The 21,703-nt window shown below is 63.4% G+C and carries 20 protein-coding genes; 7 read left to right on the top strand and 13 right to left on the bottom strand.

The window, feature by feature from the left end; translation table 11 throughout:
• The first annotated feature begins 23 nt into the window (after positions 1 to 23).
• Complete coding sequence (locus FJ426_RS28140; protein WP_140500637.1) at positions 24 to 473, top strand: response regulator; 450 nt, start codon at positions 24 to 26, stop codon at positions 471 to 473.
• Between the two features lie 69 nt (positions 474 to 542).
• On the opposite strand, the gene FJ426_RS28135 is transcribed toward FJ426_RS28140, so the two are convergent.
• A complete protein-coding gene (locus FJ426_RS28135) occupies positions 543 to 1,094 on the bottom strand; it encodes an RNA polymerase sigma factor (protein WP_140500591.1) in 552 nt (183 codons plus the stop codon).
• A 3-nt stretch (positions 1,095 to 1,097) separates the two neighbouring features.
• On the bottom strand, positions 1,098 to 1,301 hold the full coding sequence (locus FJ426_RS28130; RefSeq protein ID WP_181165418.1) for a NepR family anti-sigma factor: 204 nt from the start codon (positions 1,299 to 1,301) through the stop codon (positions 1,098 to 1,100).
• Between the two features lie 218 nt (positions 1,302 to 1,519).
• On the opposite strand from FJ426_RS28130, the gene FJ426_RS28125 reads away from it, so the two are divergent.
• The 5 genes from FJ426_RS28125 to FJ426_RS28110 all read left to right on the top strand — a co-directional run bounded on the left by FJ426_RS28125 (position 1,520) and on the right by FJ426_RS28110 (position 4,605).
• Positions 1,520 to 2,314, top strand: coding sequence for a response regulator (locus FJ426_RS28125; protein ID WP_140558431.1), 795 nt, complete (start codon positions 1,520 to 1,522; stop codon positions 2,312 to 2,314).
• A 183-nt stretch (positions 2,315 to 2,497) separates the two neighbouring features.
• Complete coding sequence (locus tag FJ426_RS28120; RefSeq protein WP_006203859.1) at positions 2,498 to 2,662, top strand: DUF1328 domain-containing protein; 165 nt, start codon at positions 2,498 to 2,500, stop codon at positions 2,660 to 2,662.
• A 177-nt stretch (positions 2,663 to 2,839) separates the two neighbouring features.
• Complete coding sequence (locus FJ426_RS28115; protein ID WP_140561576.1) at positions 2,840 to 3,874, top strand: PAS domain-containing sensor histidine kinase; 1,035 nt, start codon at positions 2,840 to 2,842, stop codon at positions 3,872 to 3,874.
• A 129-nt stretch (positions 3,875 to 4,003) separates the two neighbouring features.
• Positions 4,004 to 4,177 carry a hypothetical protein gene (locus FJ426_RS31545; protein ID WP_181172798.1) on the top strand — a complete coding sequence of 58 codons (174 nt, stop codon included), beginning with the start codon at positions 4,004 to 4,006 and terminating at the stop codon, positions 4,175 to 4,177.
• 182 nt (positions 4,178 to 4,359) lie between these two features.
• On the top strand, positions 4,360 to 4,605 hold the full coding sequence (locus FJ426_RS28110; RefSeq protein ID WP_140500585.1) for a YMGG-like glycine zipper-containing protein: 246 nt from the start codon (positions 4,360 to 4,362) through the stop codon (positions 4,603 to 4,605).
• A 203-nt stretch (positions 4,606 to 4,808) separates the two neighbouring features.
• On the opposite strand, the gene FJ426_RS28105 is transcribed toward FJ426_RS28110, so the two are convergent.
• From FJ426_RS28105 to xylF, 4 genes are all read right to left on the bottom strand, one after another.
• Positions 4,809 to 6,431, bottom strand: a complete 1,623-nt coding sequence (locus FJ426_RS28105) for a CHASE domain-containing protein (RefSeq protein ID WP_140561574.1) — start codon at positions 6,429 to 6,431, stop codon at positions 4,809 to 4,811.
• A 136-nt stretch (positions 6,432 to 6,567) separates the two neighbouring features.
• Positions 6,568 to 7,368 (bottom strand): ATP-binding cassette domain-containing protein, encoded by an 801-nt coding sequence (locus tag FJ426_RS28100; RefSeq protein WP_140500582.1) that lies wholly within the window; start codon positions 7,366 to 7,368, stop codon positions 6,568 to 6,570.
• 15 nt (positions 7,369 to 7,383) lie between these two features.
• Complete coding sequence (locus tag FJ426_RS28095; protein WP_140561572.1) at positions 7,384 to 8,736, bottom strand: sugar ABC transporter permease; 1,353 nt, start codon at positions 8,734 to 8,736, stop codon at positions 7,384 to 7,386.
• A gap of 142 nt (positions 8,737 to 8,878) precedes the next feature.
• Positions 8,879 to 9,919 carry a D-xylose ABC transporter substrate-binding protein gene (gene xylF, locus FJ426_RS28090; RefSeq protein WP_140500579.1) on the bottom strand — a complete coding sequence of 347 codons (1,041 nt, stop codon included), beginning with the start codon at positions 9,917 to 9,919 and terminating at the stop codon, positions 8,879 to 8,881.
• A 259-nt stretch (positions 9,920 to 10,178) separates the two neighbouring features.
• Between xylF and FJ426_RS28085 the strand changes: the two genes are divergently transcribed.
• Positions 10,179 to 11,420 (top strand): ROK family protein, encoded by a 1,242-nt coding sequence (locus FJ426_RS28085; RefSeq protein WP_140561570.1) that lies wholly within the window; start codon positions 10,179 to 10,181, stop codon positions 11,418 to 11,420.
• A gap of 7 nt (positions 11,421 to 11,427) precedes the next feature.
• Here the strand turns inward: FJ426_RS28085 and phoB are convergent, their stop codons facing one another.
• The 7 genes from phoB to FJ426_RS28050 form a co-directional block, all read right to left on the bottom strand.
• Positions 11,428 to 12,117 carry a phosphate regulon transcriptional regulator PhoB gene (gene phoB, locus FJ426_RS28080; protein ID WP_010911896.1) on the bottom strand — a complete coding sequence of 230 codons (690 nt, stop codon included), beginning with the start codon at positions 12,115 to 12,117 and terminating at the stop codon, positions 11,428 to 11,430.
• 19 nt (positions 12,118 to 12,136) lie between these two features.
• Positions 12,137 to 12,844, bottom strand: coding sequence for a phosphate signaling complex protein PhoU (gene phoU / locus FJ426_RS28075; RefSeq protein WP_140500575.1), 708 nt, complete (start codon positions 12,842 to 12,844; stop codon positions 12,137 to 12,139).
• Between the two features lie 25 nt (positions 12,845 to 12,869).
• Positions 12,870 to 13,673: a phosphate ABC transporter ATP-binding protein PstB gene (pstB, locus tag FJ426_RS28070; RefSeq protein ID WP_140561568.1), complete on the bottom strand. Its 804-nt coding sequence runs from the start codon at positions 13,671 to 13,673 to the stop codon at positions 12,870 to 12,872.
• Positions 13,670 to 14,521 carry a phosphate ABC transporter permease PstA gene (gene pstA / locus FJ426_RS28065; protein ID WP_140500572.1) on the bottom strand — a complete coding sequence of 284 codons (852 nt, stop codon included), beginning with the start codon at positions 14,519 to 14,521 and terminating at the stop codon, positions 13,670 to 13,672. The genes pstB and pstA overlap by 4 nt, the downstream gene beginning before the upstream one ends.
• 3 nt (positions 14,522 to 14,524) lie before the next feature.
• Positions 14,525 to 15,514 carry a phosphate ABC transporter permease subunit PstC gene (gene pstC / locus FJ426_RS28060; RefSeq protein ID WP_140561567.1) on the bottom strand — a complete coding sequence of 330 codons (990 nt, stop codon included), beginning with the start codon at positions 15,512 to 15,514 and terminating at the stop codon, positions 14,525 to 14,527.
• Positions 15,515 to 15,579: 65 nt separating this feature from the next.
• On the bottom strand, positions 15,580 to 16,638 hold the full coding sequence (gene pstS / locus FJ426_RS28055) for a phosphate ABC transporter substrate-binding protein PstS (protein WP_140517885.1): 1,059 nt from the start codon (positions 16,636 to 16,638) through the stop codon (positions 15,580 to 15,582).
• Between the two features lie 516 nt (positions 16,639 to 17,154).
• Positions 17,155 to 21,288 (bottom strand): PAS domain-containing protein, encoded by a 4,134-nt coding sequence (locus tag FJ426_RS28050; protein ID WP_181172797.1) that lies wholly within the window; start codon positions 21,286 to 21,288, stop codon positions 17,155 to 17,157.
• Positions 21,289 to 21,703: the final 415 nt, after the last annotated feature.

Genomic DNA, 21,703 nt, shown 5'->3' with positions numbered 1-21,703 from the left:
GCGGGCTCAGCCGCAGCGGTGGCATGTCTTTTTTAAATGACAGCGCGTCAAATAGCGATCATGACTCGCTGCGTTTCAAGGAGCCATTGCCTGTGTCGCCTTTGCTTGACGGATTGCGCATTCTTGTCCTGGAAGATGAATTTCTCATCGCCATGGATGTCGAGCAGCTTTGCCGTGATCACGGCGCCGACGACGTGGTGCTTGTCCGTGACCTGGCCGAGATCGATGGCCGACAGGTTGCCACCCAATTCGATGCGGCGATCGTCGACCTCATGCTGGGGGGCACTCCGACTTTCGACTTTGCATCGCGCCTGCGTGAAACGGGCGTGCCCTTCGTCTTTGCCTCCGGTTATTCGGATGCGGACGAGATCAAGGTTGCCTTTCCAGGGATAAGGCTGGTCAGCAAACCTTATTCGGGCGAAGATCTTGTGGAAGCGGTGGCCCGGGCCTGCGGACGAGTCCCGCCCGCCTGACGACGCCGCATCGCGTAAGAGTCAGAGCGGATGCGATGGCGATTCTGTCAGCCGTTTCGATGCGACGCTTTAGTGCGCCGCCGTGCCCGTGACCTGTGCTGAGATCGCATCGGGACCGTACTCGTCTTCGCCGGAGATTTTCAGTATCTCCTGCAGGCGCGTGCGGGCTCGGCTGACGCGGCTCTTGATCGTCCCGACCGCGCAACCGCAAATCTCGGCCGCCTCCTCGTAAGAGAAGCCCGAGGCGCCGATGAGGATGATGGCCTCGCGCTGGTCTTCGGGCAGCTGCTCGAGCGCACCGCGGAAATCCTTGAGGTCGAGCTGGCCGTGCTGGGCGGGATGCACCGCAAGCCTGGCTGTCATGATGCCGTCGCTGTCCTGCACCTCGCGGCCGCGTTTGCGCATCTGCGAATAGAACTCGTTGCGCAGGATGGTGAAGAGCCATGCCTTCAGGTTGGTACCGGGCTGAAAGCTCTCATGCTTGTCCCAGGCCTTGACCAGCGTTTCCTGCACGAGGTCGTCGGCCTTGTCGGCATTCTGCGTCAGTGACACTGCGAAGGCACGCAAGCTCGGTATTGCCCCAAGCAGATCGGTCTTGAAGCCTTGTGAGACCGTTGCCATGCCTCAGTCCTTTTTCTGTGCGGGCTCGGCCCGCTCCAGTTGGCTGAGCAACTGCGCGAAACGATCCGGCACATCGTCGGAGACCAGCTCGTCGTAATACTGCTTGAGTTTGCGTCCGATTTCGGAATTCGGCCCGAGCGGGTCGCCCACGCCGTTCCGGCGCCTGATTGAGGCGCCAGTCAAGACATCTTTCGTCATTTCCTTCATTTCGCCCTTTAATCCAGCCCCATAGCCGCTCAACATAACTCAACACAACACAAGCGGCATCCTCGTCTGGTTGCCCATCCCCAATTCAAACGCCGTTCAGGCGTATTAGTTCCCGGGGCCGGAACTTTTTGCGAAAGCCCGCGTTTGTGTCGTTGGGGCTTGCAATGGGCTTGACCTGCATTTTTAGTCAATCACGTCATCTGAGGGAGACGTCCGTCATGAGTTTATCCGCCACCATCGCTCCGCACCTGCCGTTCCTGCGCCGCTTCTCGCGTGCCGTATCGGGATCGCAGGAGAGCGGCGACGCGCTGGTTGCCGCGATGCTCGAGGCCATCATCGCCGATGTCGACATTTTTCCCGAGGCATCCAGCGAGCGAATCGCGCTGTACAAGGTCTTCGCCAAACTGTTCACGTCCGTCGCCATCCGCGTTCCACAAGAACAGGCGCAATCGGCATGGGAACAGCGCGCTGCGGCCAATCTCAATGCGATCGCGCCGCTTCCCCGCCAGGCCTTCCTTCTGGTGGCCGTCGAGGGTTTCAGCGAGGATGAGGCGGCCGAAATTCTTGGCGTCGGCGAACAGGAATTCTCAGAACTGCTTGCCCAGGCGAGCAACGAGATTTCCCGCCAGGTGGCGACCGACGTGCTGATCATCGAGGATGAACCGCTGATCGCCATGGATATAGAGGAGATGGTCGAGAGCCTGGGCCATCGGGTCGTCGGCACCGCCCGCACCCATGCCGAAGCGGTGACGATGTTCGGCAAGACGCGGCCGAAGATGGTGCTCGCGGACATCCAACTCGCCGACGGCAGCTCGGGCATCGAGGCGGTGAACGAGATTCTGTCGTCGACTTCCGTGCCGGTGATCTTCATCACCGCCTTTCCCGAGCGTCTCCTGACCGGCGAGCGGCCCGAACCGGCTTTCCTGGTGACGAAGCCGTTCAACCCGGACATGGTCAAGGCGTTGATCAGCCAGGCTCTGTTCTTCGACCGGCAGGCGAAAGCAGCCGCATAGCCATGCGCAACTGAAGTCGCAAACGCGCGCAAAAGCAGGGCGCGACCAGCCGGAAGGTTCCGCTGGCCGCACCTTGCTTTTGCGCGCCACGATGGTGCGCGGGGGGATCGTCTTTTTCGGCAAAAAGTGGAACAAACCGCATCCACCCACGTTTTTCTCACATAGTTGGAAGGAGATGGAACCATGCTTTACTGGGCGCTCGTATTTCTTGTCGTGGCAATCATCGCCGGCGCGCTTGGTTTCGGCGGAATTGCCGGTACATCTGCCGGGATAGCGCAGATATTGTTCTTCATCTTTCTCGCTTTCCTCATCATTTCGCTTCTCGCCGGCCTGTTCAGACGGGCCTGAGAGTTATCAGGCGAACACTGGAAGCCGCACCCCTCAAACGGTTTCCAGCCACCGCCGGGTGGTGCCCCACAAGGACGCCGCCCGGCGGACCGCTTTTGGGCGTCTGGTTCCCGTAAAACCTGCCTTGGAACCCATTGGACGGTGAGCCGTTCAGCCTGAGTTGGGTGAACAGGTCGGATGCGTTCCAGGGCTCGAGATACCAAGAAGAACGAGCGGGGCGACGAGGTCATCGCCCTGCATCCCGCCGAAAGCGGCATGCAACTTGGCCGGGCGCTTCTCCACGCACTGCACAATGCCGGCATTTCCGTCCTCTACCAGGACCGCGACATGAAAACGGTCTGGGCGCGGAACATGCGTGCGCCCTGGGCCGCCGACAGCAGCGAGGGCGACGGCATCCTGCCGCCGGCACAGGCCGACCGCATTGGCGCTGCCAAGCGCAATGTCGTCGCAAGCGGCGATCCGCAGCGCCTCGAGATCGGCGTCCCGATGGAGGACGGCATGCGCTGGTTTCAGGTCTGGATCGACGCCGACCATGGCGAGGCCGGCGACGTGCAAGGTGTCGTCACCACCATGGTCGAGACGACCGAGCAGCGACGCCGCGAACAGACGCTGACGACGCTGTTGCGCGAAGTCACGCACCGCTCGAAGAATTTGCTGGCAATCATCCAGAGCATCGCCACCCAGACGGGGCGCTATTCCGACAGCATCGGCGATTTCCTGACCCGCTTTCGCGGCCGGCTCCAGTCGCTGGCCTCCTCCCAGGATTTGGTAACCTCCTCCAACTGGCGCGGTGCTGCCCTTCGCGAACTCGTCGCCGGTCAGGTCGGCCGCTACGGGACGGAGGCGTCGCACAGCCTTCGCTTCCGCGGCGCAAATCCTTACCTCAATCCCAACGCCGCGCTGCATATCGGCCTTGCGATGCATGAACTGGCCGTCAACTCGGTCAGCTATGGCGCCCTGTCGCGGCCGGAGGGCTCCGTCGAAGTGACCGCCGTCCTCGACACCGCCGCCGATGGCGGCATTGCCCTGTCGCTGACCTGGGCCGAAACCATAGGAACCGACAGCAACCAAGAGGGCAAAAAGCGCTTCGGCAGCGTCGCACTGGAACGCGTAGTGCCCTCTTCCCTGAACGGAACGGCGCGCCTCGAGATCGCGGATGGTCGCCTCGAATACCATCTCGTTGTTCCGCACGGCAATTTCGAGACGGAGTAGGCGACCGCCATTTTTTAACCGGCTGTTCACCATAGAAGCAGATGCTGTTTTTGCCAGATACCGATGGAACTGCCGAGCCGACGAGCATGCTTTCGAGGGCTTTGCCGCAGCATAGTGGGGAGGAGCGCCTTGACGGTCGCCGATATCAACAGACTCGAGCAGGCCGCTCGCATTTCGATTGGCGAATTCCAGGATCCCGAGACATCCACGGCATCGCCGGTTGCTCATGGCATCCTGCTGCCCATCGTCGCTCCGGCGTTGGCCGCGGCAATTGTCCTGATCGCCCTGTCCCAGCTGGCCTGATCCCGCCCCCACGTTCGCGCGCGCACATCGCTCGGGTTTTTCGGCGGCCGAGGCATCGGAAAGCTGCGCCCAGAAAAAGACTCTCTTCACCAACAATAAATTGGAGCAGCAAAGGTCGTTTTTTCATGCTAAGTGACGGCTGGAGCTTATTAAAGTGAGGACACGAAGTGAGGAGTGACCCTATGCGGAAAATTCTTATTGCCATGGCTGCCGTGGTCGCCGTCAGCGGCTGTACCTCGACCGAGCAGGATGTCGTCGGCGGTGGCTTGATCGGCGCCGGCGTGGGCGGCTTGGTCGGCGGCGGCAAGGGCGCGCTGATCGGCGCGGCCGTCGGTGCCGGCTCCGGCCTGCTGGTCCGCAACCTGCGCAATGGATACTGCCAGTATCGCGATCATCGGGGTCGCATCTACACGGCTCGCTGCAACTAAGGTAATTCCGGCGGGAAAAGCGCGGAGCGGTTTTCCCGCCGGAATTGCGAGCAAGGAGCGGATCGGCGATCTATCAGACGCTGAACCGCTCCGAGCAACTTGAATCGCGCGCTGTCGGGCTCATTCGCGAACCCGGCAGCGGTGCGGCAATTTATTGGCCGCCGCGTGAAGCCTCGAGCGATTCCGCCAAGGCCCGATGGCATTCACGCCGGCAGCGGAATCCTGATTTCCACATTCAATCCGTCATCGCGATAATCGCGGTGGATCGTGCCACGCAGCTCACGCGTGACATTGAGGTCGATCAATTTGGTGCCGAAGCCGGTCGTGGCCGGGGCGTCGACCTTCTTCTGCCCGGTTTCCTGCCAGCTCAGAGCCAAGACCCGGCCACGCCCGCGCCCTTCGACCGACCATTCGATCCTGAGGGCGCCGACCGTATTGCCGGCCTCGCCATATTTCAGCGCATTCGTTGCCAGTTCGTGGAAGGTGAGGCCCAGTGCCTGCGTCGTGGTTTCGTCAAGCAGCACCTCCGGCCCGGACAAAAGCTCTTCCGGCAGCTCCTTTCCGAACACTTGGCCAAGCTCGATGCGCAGGAGATCGCCGAGATCCGCCTTCTGCCAGCGCGAGCGCGTCAGCATGTCCTGGGACGCGGCCATTGCCTGCAGCCGGGCCGAGAAAGATGCCGAGAACTCATTGACGTCGCTGGCACGTGACGCGGTCTGGCGCGCGATCGCCAGCACTCGCGTGATCGAATTCTTGATGCGATGCTTCATCTCCTGCAGCATCAAATCCTTTTCGAGCAGGCTCTTTTCCGTCGTCTCATGCAGCAGCGACGCTGCCTCGTAGGCTCGCTCCTGATAGCGCGCGACAAGCGCGATGGCGCCGGCCAGCAGCAACCCGAACAGGCCGAGCATGACCGGGATGGCCCGTGATGATGGCTGCGAGAAGGCGCTTGTCGGCCTGAACTGCACGGTCCACGGACGGCCCGCCACGCTGATCTTGCGGGTGACCAGCAGCCTGTCGCCAAAGCCCGACACGGGCGGCGTCTCCGACCGGAACAGCAGATGATCCGGATCGACGCCGCCATCGTAGATTTCGGTGTTGACCGGCAGCAGCGGCGCGCGGCTGAGCGCGATCTGGAACAACTCCCTGGCCCGGAAGGCCGCGTAGAGAAAGCCTACCGTCGAGGATCGCGATGCGTTTATGGCATCAGGTGCGGTCTCGACGTTGAGCCGCACGAAGACGAGAAAGCCGGTGAAGGTCTGTGCTGCACCCGTGTCCTGGCCGAGTTGCACCAGCCCGCTCGCGTGCTGCTGGTCATCTGCCATTGCCTTCTCGATTGCCGCGCGCCGCACGGGCTCGGTGAACATGTCATAGCCGATGCTGGCCTTGTTGGACGGGTCGAGCGGCTCGAACAGCACAACGGGCGTCCGCCATGGCTGCGTGGTGTCCGGATAGATCGCACGCCTGGTGCCCTGGTCATGCAGCATGTCGCGCTCGACCGTCGCCTCGTCGCCTGCTTTCACCAGCCGGAGAAAGCCGATGCCGCGCAGGCCGGCGAAATTGGTATCGACGTTGAGGGCATTGAAGAACGCTTTGAACTCGCTCTGCGAGATGTCGCCATTGCGGGCGTCGAACAAGGCTTGCGACGAGCGCAGCAGCGACAGCTGCAGGTCGATCCGGCTCTCGATACGGTTGAGCGCATCGTCCGCGGTCGCGTCGAACTTGATGCGAGCCGCCTCTTGCGTCGCGAAATAGGCGAACCCCGCCATTGTCATGCTGATCAGCGCAACGGCAACGAAAGCGACGATTGGAAAAAGCTTCTTCAACGGATAATGCGGCCTATCAGCATGTGAGCCCTTTATGGGCAAGTCGCCCGGCCAACACAATGGCAAGGCCAAGCCATCCCGCCGGCTGGCATATCACCTGATCGGCAGATCGGTAACGGGCTCAGGCCAGCAGGCTTCAGGCGGCGATCTTCAGCGCGCCTGGTCCGGGAATGGCGCCAGGCGGACATTTGCCCAGGATGATCATGCCCAGCACCTCGTCCTGGGTCACATCGGTGGTGCGGGCAGTGCCGACGACCTGGCCGTTTTTCATGACGCACACCCGGTCGGCCAGTTCGAATACGTCGTGAATGTCATGGCTGATCAGGAAGATGCCGATGCCGTCGGACTTGAGCTGCCTGACCAGTTCCCCGACCTGGGCCGTTTCCTGCGGTCCAAGTGCTGCCGTCGGCTCGTCCATGATCAGGATGCGGGCGTTGAACAGGATCGCGCGTGCGATCGCCACCGACTGCCGCTGTCCGCCCGACAGCTTGATCACCGGCTCCTTGAAGCGCTGGAAGCGGGGATTGAGCCTGCCCATCACCTTGCGCGCCTCGGCCTCCATGGCGACATCATCGAGCGTGCCCCAGGCGGTCCTCAGCTCGCGGCCGAGGAACAGGTTGGCGGCGGCGTCGACATTGTCGGCGAGCGCCAGGGTCTGGTAGATCGTCTCGATGCCGTATTTCTTGGCATCGCGCGGGTTGGAGATCGAAGCCTCTTCGCCGTTGACGAAGATTTGGCCCGCGTCACGCTTGTAGGCGCCCGACAGGATCTTGATCAGTGTCGACTTGCCGGCGCCGTTATGGCCGAGCAGGGCCACGACCTCGCCGGGGAAAAGATCGATCGAGGCATCGTCGACGGCGCGAATGCCGCCGAACGCGATTGAGATGTTGCGCATGTCGACCAGCGGGTTGCCGGCGGGAGCGATCCTGTCAGCCATGATTGTCCTCCTCCCTCAAACGCGTTTGCGATAGACGGTGTCGAGCCACACCGCGATGACCAGCACGGCGCCGACGACGATGCTCTGCAGAGGCGAGTCGACGCCGAGCAGCACCATGCCGGATTGCAGCGACTGCATCAGAAGCGCGCCCAGCATGGCGCCGATGATCGTTCCCGAACCGCCGGCGAGCGACGTGCCGCCGATGACGGCCGCCGCGATCACCAGCAATTCATCGAGCGTTCCGAGCACGTTGGTGGCCGAGTTCTGCCGGGCCGACGAGATCGCGGCGGCGATCGTGGCCAGCACGCCCATGATCATGAACACTTTCATCGTGATCCAGCGCGTGTTGATGCCGGCGAGGTTGGCTGCTTCCGGATTGCCGCCAATGGCAAAGACATAGCGACCAAAACGGGTGCGTTTGGTGATGAAGGTCATGACCAGCCCGACGGCGATGGCCATCAGCACCGGTATGGCGATGCCGTGGGCGATGAACAGGCCGCCCTCGGGCACGGTTATGTTGTTGGCGGCTGCATATCTGTTCACGATGCCGACAGGCCATGGATAGGAATTGGCCAGCCAAACCGCGCCCATGATGACGGCGCAGGTGACCACGCCGATCAGCGTCTCGGCCCAGATCGGACGCAGCGGGAAACGGAAGCGCTTGCGCTGTACCCGCCCGTTGAACAGCGCAAGCACCACCGCAAGGCAGGCGGCGATGCCGACCACCCAGCTCCAGGTCGCGCCGATCGATCCGGCCGGGCCGCCGCCCATCAGCTGGAACGTCGCGTTGAGCGGCGCCACCGTCTGGCCGCTGGTAACCCACCATGCCGCACCGCGCCAGACCAGAAGCCCGCCCAGCGTCACGATAAAGGCCGGCACTTCGAGATAGGCGATGACAAAGCCCTGGAAGGCGCCGATCAACAGACCGAGCACCAGGCCGATGACCAGCGCCAGCACCCAGATCCATGGGTTGCCAAGCTCAAGCCCGACGAAGCGCACTAGGAAATGCACCTGGGCGAAGCCCATGACCATGCCGATCAACCCTTCGGCGGAACCGACGGACAGATCGATATTGCGCATGACGATGACCAGCACCATGCCGCAGGCCATGATGGCGACGGCCGAGGTCTGCACCGACAGGTTCCACAGATTGCGCGGCGTGAGAAAGGTACGGCTGTCGAAATCGAGCGGATTGACGCCGAGACGCAGGCTGGACAAGACATGCAACCCGATCCAGATCAGCAGCAGCGCGCCGATCATGCCGAGCATGCGCGTGTCGATCTCGGTCGCCTTAAGGAACCGGGCGACGGCGCCGAGTTCCGACGCACGCGCGGTGTCGGCCTGCGGGTTGGACGTCGTATCGGTCATGATTTTCTCCCACCGGCCTGCCCGTCCGATGCGGGATGCCGGAAGCCAGCCTAGAAGTTACCCGCCCGGGGCGGAAAAACAAATCTTCTTGAAAAAACGCCGCGGCTTGGCAGCCGCGGCGTTCATCGCATGAAATGGAAGATCAGTTGCAGGCCGCTACGCTGCCCGCCGCGACGCCGGCACAGACCTCGTCTTTCTTGATCCAGCCGGCGTCGATGACGACGTTGAGATTGTCCTTGGTGATCGCAACCGGGGTCAGGAACAGCGATTTGACGGTGTTCCCACCGGGCGTTGTGAAGTCCTTGACGCCGGCGATATCGGTCATCTTCTTGCCGTCGGCCAGCTGCGAGGCGATCTCGGCGGCATTCTTGCCGAGTTCACGCGCGTCCTTCCACACCGACACGGTCTGCGTGCCGAGGGCGATGCGGTTCAGCGCCGCGTGGTCGCCGTCCTGGCCCGAGACCGGAACGGTACCGGCCAGGCCTTGAGCCGTCAGCGCCGCGACGACGCCGCCGGCAGTGCCGTCATTGGCCGCGACCACCGCGTCGACCTTGTTGTCGTTGGCGGTCAGGAACTGCTCCATGTTCTTCTGCGCGTTGGCCGGCAGCCAGCCATCCGTATAGGCTTCGCCGACATTCTTGATCTTGCCGCTGTCGATGGCGTCCTTGAGCACTTCCATGGAGCCCGAGAACAGGAAATCGGCATTCGGATCGGCACCCGAGCCCTTGATGAAGACGTAGTTGCCTTCCGGCTTCACCTTGAACACTTCGCGGGCCTGCATGCGGCCGACTTCCTTGTTGTCGAAGGTGAGATAGAAGACGTCCTTGTTCTCGATCAGGCGGTCATAGCCGACGACCGGAATGCCTTCGTCGAGCGCCTTCTGCACCGCCGGGCCGATGGCGGAGGCGTCCTGCGCCAGGATGATCAGCGAATTGGCGCCCTGGGAGATCAGGCTCTCGACGTCGGTGAGCTGCTTGCCGGGATTGGACTGGGCGTCGGCGGAAATATACTTGTCGCCGGCGGCTTCGATCGCCTTCTTCATGGCGGCCTCGTCGGTCTTCCAGCGCTCTTCCTGGAAGTTCGACCAGGAAACGCCGATGACCTTGTCCTTCGCCTGCGCGACCGACGCGAGCGTCAGCGACATGGCGACACCCGCCAGGATGGCGGCTGTGAATCTCTTCATCTTAATCCTCCCTGCGCCGCGTATGGCGCGACCAAACAGGCCCGTAGGCCGGCACAAAGGCTCTATTTTTTCGAGCCTCGAAAAAACACTGGTCCATCGTCGGAACACTGTCAACGTCGATTCTGATGTATTTTGATGTCCTCGTGAATTTTTTTCGAGCTCCGGAATAAATAATGACAGCCAAGGCCGGTTCTGCCAGTATTTGACGGTCGTCGGGATCCTGGGGAGAGAACGCGGCGACGGGGAGGATGCGAGAAACATGTCGGTCGGAATCCGCCACGATGATTTGCGCCGACGCAACCGGGCGATGGTGATCGCGGCCGTGCGCCGTGCCGGGCAGCCCTCGCGCACCGAGATTGCCGCGACCACCGGGCTCAGCCATTCCACCATATCGGCGATCTCCTCCGACCTGATTGGCGAAGGCATCCTGGCGCAGAGCAAGCCGAGCGAGGCCGGTGCGCTGAAACGCGGCCGGCCGCAGGTCGGCCTCAGCCTCAACCCTGAAGCCGCGGCGGTGATGACCGTTGTGCTGTCGCTGAATTTCCTCTCCGTCGCAGTCATCGACTATGCCGGCCAGGTGATATCTGAGGAGCAGCGCCGGCTGGACACGCTGACCCTGTCACGCGAGGCGCTGATCGGCGAATGCGTGGCCATCGTCAGGCGGCGGTTCGAGGATCCCGACCTCGACGTCGGCAGCATCGCCCGTATCGCGCTGGCGATCCAGGGCATCACCGACACGGATGCGCGCGCCATGCTGTGGTCGCCGATCACGCCGCAGACCGACATCGCCTTCGCCGACATACTGGAGGCCGAGTTCGGCATTCCCGCCACCATGGAGAACGATTGCAACATGATGGCGGTGGCGCTGCGCTGGCGCGATCCCCAGCGCTACCGCGACGACTTCATCGCCATACTTTTGTCGCACGGCATCGGCATGGGCTTGGTGCTGAAGGGTGAACTGTTCACCGGCACCCATTCATCCGGAGGCGAGTTCGGCCACATGATCCATCGCCCCGGCGGGGCGCTCTGCCGCTGCGGGCGGCGCGGCTGCGTCGAGGCCTATGCCGGCAACTATGCCATTTGGCGCAACGCGAGGCAGCTTGGCGAGGACACCCAGCCCGTCGACGTCAGCGACGCCGACATGCGCACCCTGGCGGCCTCGGCGCGCGAAAAGGACGGGCCGGAGCGCGAAGCCTACCGCAAGGCCGGCGAGGCGCTGGGTTACGGCCTTGGCAGCCTGTTCGCCCTGATCGATCCGGCGCCGGTCGCCATGGTCGGCGTCAGCGCCGCCGCCTTCGACCTGATCGAGCCGGCTCTGCGCGAGGCCATTGCCCAGACCGCCGGCGGCCAGCACTCGAAATCGATTTCCTTCGACACCGAGCCGAACGAACTGCCGCTGATCCGCGAGGGCTGCGCCATGCGCGCGCTAACCTTCGTCGACCAGGAAATTTTCGCGCCGGGGGCACAGGCGAAATCAGGCATAGGCGAGAACGTTGCGTGACATATCCCTAGTCTTCGCGGATCGCGTACCCCGCGCCCCGAATGGTGCGGATCACGTCAGGCATGCGGCCGTTGTTGACCGCCTTGCGCAGCCGGCCGACATGCACGTCCACGGTGCGCTCGTCGATATAGATCGTTTCGCCCCAGACATTGTCGAGCAGTTGGCTGCGCGAGAACACGCGGCCGGGATGTCGCATCATGAATTCGAGCAGGCGGAACTCGGTCGGCCCGAGCCGGATCTCGCTTTTCTTGCGGTAGACCCGGTGCGATTCACGGTCGAGCACGATGTCGCCGACCTTGAGCACGCTGGACAGAACTTCGGGCTTGGCGCGGCGCAGCAGCGCCTTGACGCGTGCCATGAATTCCGGCGTTGAGAACGGCTTGACCAGATAGTCGTCGGCGCCGGTGGAGAGACCGCGCACCCGGTCGCTTTCCTCGCCGCGCGCCGTCAGCATGATGATCGGCAGCCGCTCGGTCTCGGGCCGCATCCGGAGACGGCGGCAGAGCTCGATGCCGGAAACCGCCGGCACCATCCAGTCGAGCACCAGAAGGTCGGGCACATTCTCCTGCAGGCGGATCTCGGCCTCGTCGCCGCGCGTCACCACCTCGACCTGGTAACCCTCCGATTCCAGATTGTAACGGAGCAGCACACCCAGCGGCTCCTCGTCCTCCACCACCATGATGCGTGGCGCGATCATCGACTGGTCACCCCTGCCGTCAAGCCGCTGGCGCCGACATCGCCGTCTCGTCCTGCTTCGGGCGATTGGCGGGCAATTGCGTGCCGGTCAGCACATAATAGGCATTTTCGGCAATGTTGGTCACGTGATCGCCGATGCGCTCGAGATTCTTGGCGCAGAACAAAAGATGCGTGCAGGCGGTGATGTTGCGCGGATCCTCCATCATGTAGGTCAGCAGCTCGCGGAAGACCGACGTGTATTTGACGTCGATGCGTTCATCGTCGGCGCGCAGCTTGGCAAGTGCCGCGGCATCGCGCGCCGCATACTCCTCGATCACGCCTTGCACCTGGATCAGCACAAGCTGCGCCATGGCGTCGATGGAGTGCGACAGGTCGCGCGGCGTGGCGGCAAGGCCGACGGTGCCGACGCGCTTGGCGATGTTCTTGGCGAGATCGCCGATGCGTTCGAGATCGCCCGCCATGCGGATCGAGCCGACGACATGGCGCAGATCGTCCGCCATGGGCTGCCGCTTGGCGATCAGGGTGATGGCGCGGTCGTCGAGTTCGCGCTGGCGCGCATCCATGATCGCGTCGTCGGAGACGACGCGCTGGGCGAGCGCGTTGTCGGAATTCAGGAGCGCCTTGGTCGCGCCGCCGACCATCGATGAGGCGAGATCGCCCATGTCGCGGATCAGCCTGCTGATCTGTCCGAGATCTTCGTCAAAGGCTGCGACTGTGTGTTCGGCCATGATCTTGGTCCTCGTATGCCTGGGATCAGCCGAAGCGGCCGGTGATATAGTCCTGCGTGCGCTTCTCGCGGGGCGACGTGAAGATCTTCTCGGTGCGGTCGAACTCGACCAGCTCGCCCAGATACATGAAGGCGGTCTGCTTCGACACGCGCGCCGCCTGCTGCATGTTGTGGGTGACGATGACGATCGTATAATCGGCCTGCAACTCGTCGATCAGCTCCTCGATCTTGGCGGTCGACAGCGGATCGAGCGCCGAGGCAGGCTCGTCGAGCAGGATGACCTCCGGCTTTACCGCCACAGTGCGGGCGATGCAGAGGCGCTGCTGCTGGCCGCCCGAAAGGCTGAGGCCGCTGGCGTTGAGCTTGTCCTTGACCTCGCTCCACAGTGCCGCGCGCTTCAGCGCCTGCTCGACACGGCCGTCCATCTCCGCCTTGCTGAGCTTCTCATAGAGCCTGACGCCGAAGGCGATGTTCTCGTAGATCGACATCGGGAACGGCGTCGGCTTCTGGAACACCATGCCGATCTTGGTCCTGAGCAGGTTGAGGTCCTGCGAGCGGTCGAGGATATTCTGGCCGTCGAGCAGCACCTGGCCCTCGGCGCTCTGCCTCGGGTAGAGCTCATAGATGCGGTTGAAGACGCGCAGCAGCGTCGACTTCCCGCAGCCCGAAGGCCCGATGAAGGCGGTGACGCTGCGCTCGGGCAGCGACAGGCTGATATCCTTCAGCGCCTTCGACTGGCCATAGTAGAAATTGAGGTTCTTGACCTCGATCTTGGCTTTCTCGACCGCGACTTCGGGCGTGTTCAACTCGGTGGACAACATCGGTTTCATCTGTCCTCTCTGCGTCCGGTAAGGCTGCGGGCGAAGATGCTCAGCCCGAGAACCGTAAGGGTGATTATGAGTGCGCCGGTCCACGCCAGCTGCTGCCATTCCTCGTAGGGGCTGAGAGCGAACTGGAAGATAGTGACGGGCAGGCTGGCCATCGGCGCATTGAGATTACTCGACCAGAACTGGTTGTTGAGCGCCGTGAAGAGCAGCGGCGCCGTCTCGCCGGAAATGCGGGCGATGGCCAGCAATATGCCAGTGACGATACCCGACAGCGCCGCACGGTAGGCGACCGAGCGGATGACCACCCAGCGCGGCGCGCCGATCGCGGCGCCGGCCTCGCGCAGGGCGTTCGGCACCAGGTTGAGCATGTCCTCGGTGGTGCGCACGACGACCGGGATGACCAGGATGGCCAGCGCGACGGCACCGGCGATCGCCGAGAAATGTCCCATCGGCCGCACCAGCAACTCGTAGACGAACAGGCCGACGATGATCGAGGGTGCCGACAGCAGGATGTCGTTGATGAAGCGCACGACGGTGGTGAGGCGCGAGAAGCGGCCATATTCGGCCATGTAGGTCCCGGCGAGGACACCGATCGGCGTGCCGACGATGACGGCGATGACTGTCATCATGATACTGCCGTAGATGGCATTGAGCAGGCCGCCGGCATCGCCGGGCGGCGGTGTCATTTCGGTGAACACAGAGAGCGAAACACCCGACAGGCCCTTATAGAGCAGTGCGCCGAGGATGAGCGCCAGCCAGGCCAGGCCGATGCCCGCCGCCGTGACGCATAGCGTCATCATCACGGCATTCCTGCGCTTGCGTCGATTGTGAAGCGATGTGGCCGTCGACATCGGTCAGGCTCCCGTGCGGCTGTCCATGCGCAGCAGCATGTAGCGCGCAAGGGCAAGGATCAGGAAAGTGATGACGAACAGGATCAGGCCGAGCGCCACCAGCGAAGACGTATAGAGATCGCCGTCGGCTTCGGTGAACTCGTTGGCGATGGTCGCCGAGATCGTCGTGCCGGGCGCGAACAGCGAGGCGCTGATGCGGTGGGCGTTGCCGATGACGAAGGTTACCGCCATGGTTTCGCCGAGCGCGCGGCCGAGGCCGAGCATGACGCCGCCCATGATGCCGACGCGGGTATAGGGGATGACGACGCGGCGCGTGACCTCCCAGGTCGTGCAGCCGATGCCGTAGGCCGATTCCTTCAGCACCGCCGGCACCGTGTCGAAGACATCCTTGGTGATCGAGGTGATGAAGGGCAGGACCATGATGGCAAGGATCAGCGCCGAGGTCAGAAGGCCGATGCCGTAGGGCGGGCCGGAAAACAGGCTGGAGAGTCCCGGCACGTCGTGGAAAAGCTTGATGATGAAGGGCTGCACCGTCGTCTGCAGGAACGGCGCGAACACGAACAGGCCCCAGATGCCGTAGATGATGGAGGGTATGCCGGCAAGCAGCTCGACGGCGATGCCGATGGGGCGCCGGAGTGGCCGCGGGCAGAGTTCGGTAAGGAAGATGGCGATGCCGATGCCGATGGGAACGGCGATCAGGATGGCGATGGCGGCGGTGACGATGGTTCCGTAGATCGGGGCCAGCGCTCCGAAATTCTCGGTGACCGGGTTCCACGATTCGGTCGTCAGGAAGGAGAACCCGAATTTCGACAGCGCTTCCCACGAGCCGGCAAACAGCGAAATCGCCACGCCGCCGAGGATGAGCAGGACGAGGATGGCGGAAAAGCGTGTCGCCGTCCGGAAAATCGTATCGGTGAGCGCGAAGCGTCGGACCGTCGCTTCCCTGGCCCGCATGGCGGCCGACGATGGCATGGCTTCGGAGACGGCGGTCATCTGGCCCTCGCGTTTCAAGGAAGACAGGGAGGGCGCCGTGAAGCGCCCTCCTCGTTCAGCAGGGATTACATGGCGGAATAGAGCGGCTTGCCGTCTTCGCCGACGATGTCCTTGGCCCACATATCCTCGACGCTCTTGACGACCGCGTCGGGGATCGGAACGTAGTCCAGCGCCCCGGCCATGTCGTCGCCCTTCGCGTAGGACCAGGCGAAGAACTTGAGCGCTTCACCGGTCGCCGCCACGTCGCCGGGCTTCTTGTAGACCAGGATCCAGGTCGCCGACGTCATCGGCCAGGATTCGGCGCCCGGCTGGTTGGCCAGGATGACGCCGTAACCAGGCTGCGAGCTCCAGTCGGCATTGGCCGCCGCCGCCGAGAACGCCGCCGCCGTCGGCTCGACCTTCTTGCCGTCCTTGTTGATCATGTCGGCATAGGTCAACTTGTTCTGCTTGGCGTAGGCGTATTCGACATAGCCGATCGAGCCACCGGTCTGCGAGACGTTGTTGGCGACGCCTTCATTGCCCTTGGCGCCGATGCCAACCGGCCATTCGAGCGCGGTGTTGACGCCGACCTTCGACTTCCAGTCGGCGCTGACGTCGGCCAGGTAGTAGCTGAAGTTGAACGTGGTGCCCGAACCGTCGGAGCGATGCACGACGGCGATCGCCTGGTCGGGAAGCTTGACGTCGGGATTGAGCTTGGCGATCGCCGCGTCATTCCAGTTGGTGATCTTGCCGACGAAGATATCGGCCAGCGTCGGGCCGTCGAGCACCAGTTCGCCCGGCTTGATGCCTTCGAGATTGACGACCGGAACGATGCCGCCCATCACCATCGGGAACTGTGCAAGTCCGGTGGATTCGAGATCCTCGCCCTTCAGCGGCGCATCGGAAGCGCCGAAGGTGACGGTCTTGGCTTTGATCTGCTTGATGCCGCCGCCCGAGCCGATCGACTGGTAGTTGAGACCGATGCCGGTCTCCTTCTTGTAGGCATCGGCCCACTTCGCATAGATCGGGTAAGGGAAGGTGGCGCCGGCACCGGAGATGTCAGCTGCCATTGCCGCGGAAAGGGTGAGGGTGGACGCCGCAGCCATTGCGATCGCAACGGCCGCCGAGCGGATGAAATGTCTCATATGGCCTGCTCCTGTTCGGAAGATGGTCTCTCGGCGCCATTCCTTGCCAGCGCCCGCTGAGGCCAATAGCGTTCGATTATAACAGTCGCATGACAGTTTCGTGTCAGCCCGGTAACGCGTCGCCGGCGCCTGGAAAGGCGATGGCGATTAGCGGCTGCGGCATGGCGCCGGTTTGCCTTCGGGAATCAGGGACTTGCGCTATCCGGCCACCCAAACAGCCATCGGATTCGGCATGGATCGCTGATCGAAGAAAAGCCGGACGGGAGCGCGTCGCTCGAGGCCAGAGGATGTCTTGGCCGGGCCATCGCCAAAAACAGGTCCGTTGGGGTAGATTGACGCTGCTTCATACTGGCGGTCGCTGCTCCCGCCCGTAACTAGAAGAGAGCGGAAATCGATGCCGTCATTGTCCCGGCTGGACGCCGGCTTTGATATGGTGCGATCGCACCATAGTCTTGCTCGAAGGGCTGCAGCCGGCCCCGGGTGATTCTCGCCGCAATCCGGCCGAAGGCGCAAAGTCTATCCCGCGTTGCGCCGGGCCTGGCGACCAGCGCCGACCCAGCGCTCGACCTTTTCGAGCAGGGCCCTGGGGCTGATCGGCTTGGGCAGATAATCATCCATGCCGGCGTCCAGGCAGCGTTCGCGATCGCCCTTGAGCGCATGCGCGGTGACCCCGACGATCGGCACATGCGTGCCGGTTTCCTCTTCCAGCCGGCGGATGGCGGCGGTTGCCTCGAGCCCGTTCATCTCCGGCATCGAGACGTCCATCAGGATCATGCACGGATTGAGCCTGCCGAAAGCGTCCAGCGCCTTGCGGCCATTGCCGACGATCTCGAAACCGTAGCCGGTCTCGCCGAGGATCTGGGTGAAGACCATCTGGTTGACCTCATTGTCCTCGGCCACGAGGATGTCCAGCCGCTGCTCGCCGCCAGTCGCGGCAAGCCGAGGCCTGACCGGCGGCGGCTGCAGCAACGCGCGTTGCCCTGCCGCCGGTGGCGGTGACTGCGGATTGTTCCCGCCGCCTCCCTCGACAGCAAGCGGCCGGGCGACATCCGTGGCGTGGCGATGCCGCTGGATGGTGGCGACCAGCGTTTCCAGGAGCACCGAGGAGCGTGCGGGCTTGATGAGTTGGGCATCAATGCCGAGATCGCGGTAACTGGTGTTGGCCAGCGACTGGTCGACGGAGGTCAGCATGATGATCGGCGTGTCGGCAAGCCCGGCGGTGTTGCGCACGACACCTGCCATCTCGGCGCCGCTCATCTCGGGCATCTGATAATCGAGCACGACGCAATCGACCGGCACGCCGTAGGCGGCGGCCGCGATCAGCACTTTCAGTCCCTCGGCGCCGCTCTCGGCCGCGCAGGAATCGAAGGTCCATGACGTCATCTGCTCGGTCAGGATGGCGCGGTTGACGGCATTGTCGTCGACGATCAGCACCCGCGCGCCGGTCACGTCCACCGGCATGATGCGCTGCGCGTTCTGTTGTCCGGCCCTGGGCAGCGTGACCGTGAACCAGAAGGTCGACCCCTTGCCTTCGGCGCTTTCCACGCCGATGTCGCCGCCCATCAATTCGACCAGCCGCGAGGTGATCGCGAGCCCGAGCCCAGTGCCCTCATGCCGCCTCGTCGAGGAGGTGTCGACCTGACTGAATTTCTCGAACACCTGTTTCAGCTTTTCCTCAGGGATGCCGATCCCGGTGTCGGTGACCGAGATCGTCAGCCTGGTTCCGTCCGGCACACTTTCGCCGGTGACGTCGACGAGCACATGGCCTTCTTCGGTGAACTTCACCGCATTGCCGAGCAGGTTGGTGACGATCTGCCGGATGCGGCCGACATCGCCGATGAACAGGCTTTCGAGCCCAGGCTCGATGCGCACGATGAGCTCGAGGTCCTTTTCCTTGGCCCGCGTCGACACCAGCGTCGCCACGTCCTCGATCGCCTCGGCGAGATTGAAGGGGGCGGGATCGAGCACCAACTGGCCGGCATCGATCTTGGAGAAATCCAGGATATCGTTGATGATGGTGAGCAGCGCGTTGCCCGATTTGACGATGATGTCGGTGAAGGTCTTCTGCTTCGGATCGAGATCGGATTTGGCCAGGAGTTCGGCCATGCCCAGCACGCCGTTCATCGGGGTGCGAATCTCATGGCTCATATTGGCGAGGAATTCCGACTTGGCGCGGTCGGCAAGTATGGCGCGCTGGCGCGCCTCGCGCAGTTCCGCCTCGCGCAGCTTCAATTCGGTGATGTCGGTGGTCGACCCGATCAGGTAGAGCGACCCGTCGGACGCGATCATCGCGCCCTTGCGGGCGAACTGGTGGCGCACGCTGCCGTCCGGGAGCATCACCGTCTCCTCGACCTCCTGGGTTTCGCCGCTGCGCAGCACCGCGAGGTCGCCATTGACGAAGGCTTCGCCGTCGGGCCCGAAAATTTCGATATCGGTCTTGCCGATCGCGTCCTGCTTGCTGAAGCCGGTGAGATCGCACCAGCCCTTGTTGACGTAGAATTGCCTGAGATCGGAGCGTTTGGCATAGATCGACACCGGCACGTTGTCGATCAGGCTGCGGAACACCTCGTTCTCGCGCATGCTTTCTTCCAGCGCCCGCTCGCGCGCCTTGACCTCGGTGATGTCGGTGCTGGAGCCGACCAGATGCACCGATCCGTCCAGCGCCACCAGCCGGCTCTTGCGCGTCATCAACTGCCGCACCGTGCCGTCGCGATGGGTGACGGGCTCCTCGACCTCCCTGACGCTGCCCGTGAGGGCAACCTCGGTATCGTCCAGGCTGTAGCTTTCTCCATCTCCGTCGCCGAACAGCTGCCGATCGGTGCGGCCGATAACGTCTTCCTTGGCGAGCCCGGTGATCGCGCACCAGGCCTTGTTGACGAACTCGATGCTGAGGTCCTGCGCCTTGATGAAGGCGGCCACGGGCAGTTCGTCCAGCACGTGCCGGAACAGGTCGATCTGCCGCATCGAATCGTGCAGCGCCTTTTCGCGGCTCTTGATCTCGGAGATGTCGACGCGCACGCCGATGAACGTGCCGTCATCGGTGCGCATGTCATAAACCTGATACCAGCGGCCGTCGGGATTGAGACGTTCGAAGGATGAGTATGGCAGGTGGTAACGGGCGAGGATGCTGTCCAGCCAGCCATCGAGATCGCCATCATAGAGCGCATCGACCCGCGGATCGCCGCTCGAGCGGAAATAGTCAGCCGAATGACCGAGTGCCAGCGCGTCGCGGAAGGTGCGGCCGGGCTGCCACGCCGGCTTCAACGCCGGCAGCGTGTCCTGCATCTTGCGGTTGGCGAAAACGAAATTGTCCTCGCGGTCGTAGATGATCACGGCGGCCGGCAGCGATTCCAGCACGCTGGCCAGGTGTTTGCGGGCGTCCTGCGCCTCGGTCTCACGGCCCTTCATGTCCGAGACGTCGAAGAGGAAGCCGGCCACGTAGTTGCGGCCGCTTACCATTCTAACGCGGTTCTTCCTGACGACGCGCGAGCGGTTGACGCCGTCGACCTCGAAGCTTTCCTCCACCTCGTAAGGCCGCCCGGTCGCCAGCACCTCGCGCTCGCTTTTCTCGAACAGCGCAACCTCGGCCGGCGCGAGAAAATTGCCGCCGGGCTTGCCAAGCATGGTTTGCGGCGTCTGGCCGAACAGGCCCGCAAACGCCTCGTTGACGAAGACGAAGCGCAGATCGTCATCCTTGACGAAGATCGGATCCTTGACGCCGTTGATCACCGCTTCCGCCAGTCGCGCCTTTTCCAGCGCGTCGGCCAGCTCGGCCTCGCGATCCTTCATGTCGGTGACATCGACATAGGAGATGAGCCGCTTGCCGCCGGCCAGCGGGGCCAGCGACGCAACCAGGGTACGCCCGTCATTGCGCGGCAATTGTCTCGAGCCGGCGACGCCGGCCCTGATCTCGGCCTCGCGCTCGGCGGTATGACGCTGCCAGGCAACGTCGTCGGCGCCGTAGGAATCGGCGGCGCGGCTGGCCTCCATCAACTCGCGGAAGCCCGAGCCGATCCCGGCGCGCTGGGGATCGATTTTCCACAAATTGTAGAAGGCCTGGTTGATCACTTCGGCGCGCAGGTCGGCGTCGAGGACCATGATCCCGATCGGCATCGAATCGACCATCGTGCGAAGGTCGGGAAGGCCTCCCGAAGACGCCTCTCCTTGCTGCTTCTGCTCCAGTTCTTCGAAGGCGACGGCCAATCCCGTGACATTGCGTCCAATGCCACGATAGCCGGCGAATTTCCCCTCGTCATCGAAGCGTGGAAAGCCTGAGGTCAGCACCCAGCGGCAATCGGCGCGACCTCCCTTCAGTTCGTAGACAAAGTCACGGAACGGCCGATGCGCCTGCAGATCCTCCAGATGCATTGCCGCGCTGCGGTTGCCGTTCAGGACCTGCTTCAGGAAATCGAAACGGAAGCGGCCGAGCACGGCGGCCGGGTCGATGCCCGTGACCGCCTGGTAGTTGTGCGAAAGCCAGGAAAAGCGCAGCTCGGCATCGGTCTCCCAGATCCAGTCCGAGCCCGTCTCGACCAGCTGGCGTAGCATGGCCAAATCCATGCCTGCGGTGAACGAGGCCGCGTCGTTCACTGTCATTTCGCCCGACCCGCGCTCGCCGCGCACGCCGGCTGTCTCGTTCGCTTCAGCCATGCCGTCCCCACCCCGAATCCAAGGCCGAACCCTCCCTCCGCGGTTCGTCGGCGGAATGTGCCCGAGAAGCATTAACGATCCGCTAACCTTAACAAGCCGTTGCGCACCGGACGGGCCCTGGCCTGCGCCATTGCGCCCGGTTGTCGGCCGGATCGAAGCCGCGCTATAAGCCAATATTGGGGTGTTGCTGATGTTTGGACGGATTGTGCCTTGCTTGCTGAGCGCGGCGCTGCTTTTCGGCAGCGGCTGTTCGCGCAGCTATGACGGCACCGTCGTCATTCCGCGCCCGCTCGATGCCCGGCGTTTCTGGGACCGGCCGCCGCCCAATGTGGAATACGGGCCGTCCGGAATGGAAAACGGCGCTTTTCCGGCGCCGCCACAACCGCCAACCCGGTTTTCCGAGCGCAGGCCCGCG

The organism is Mesorhizobium sp. B2-6-4 (genome assembly GCF_006441495.1).
Lineage (GTDB): Bacteria > Pseudomonadota > Alphaproteobacteria > Rhizobiales > Rhizobiaceae > Mesorhizobium.
Note: the sequence above shows the minus strand (reverse complement) of the source record. Positions and strands in the feature narration are given on the sequence as shown.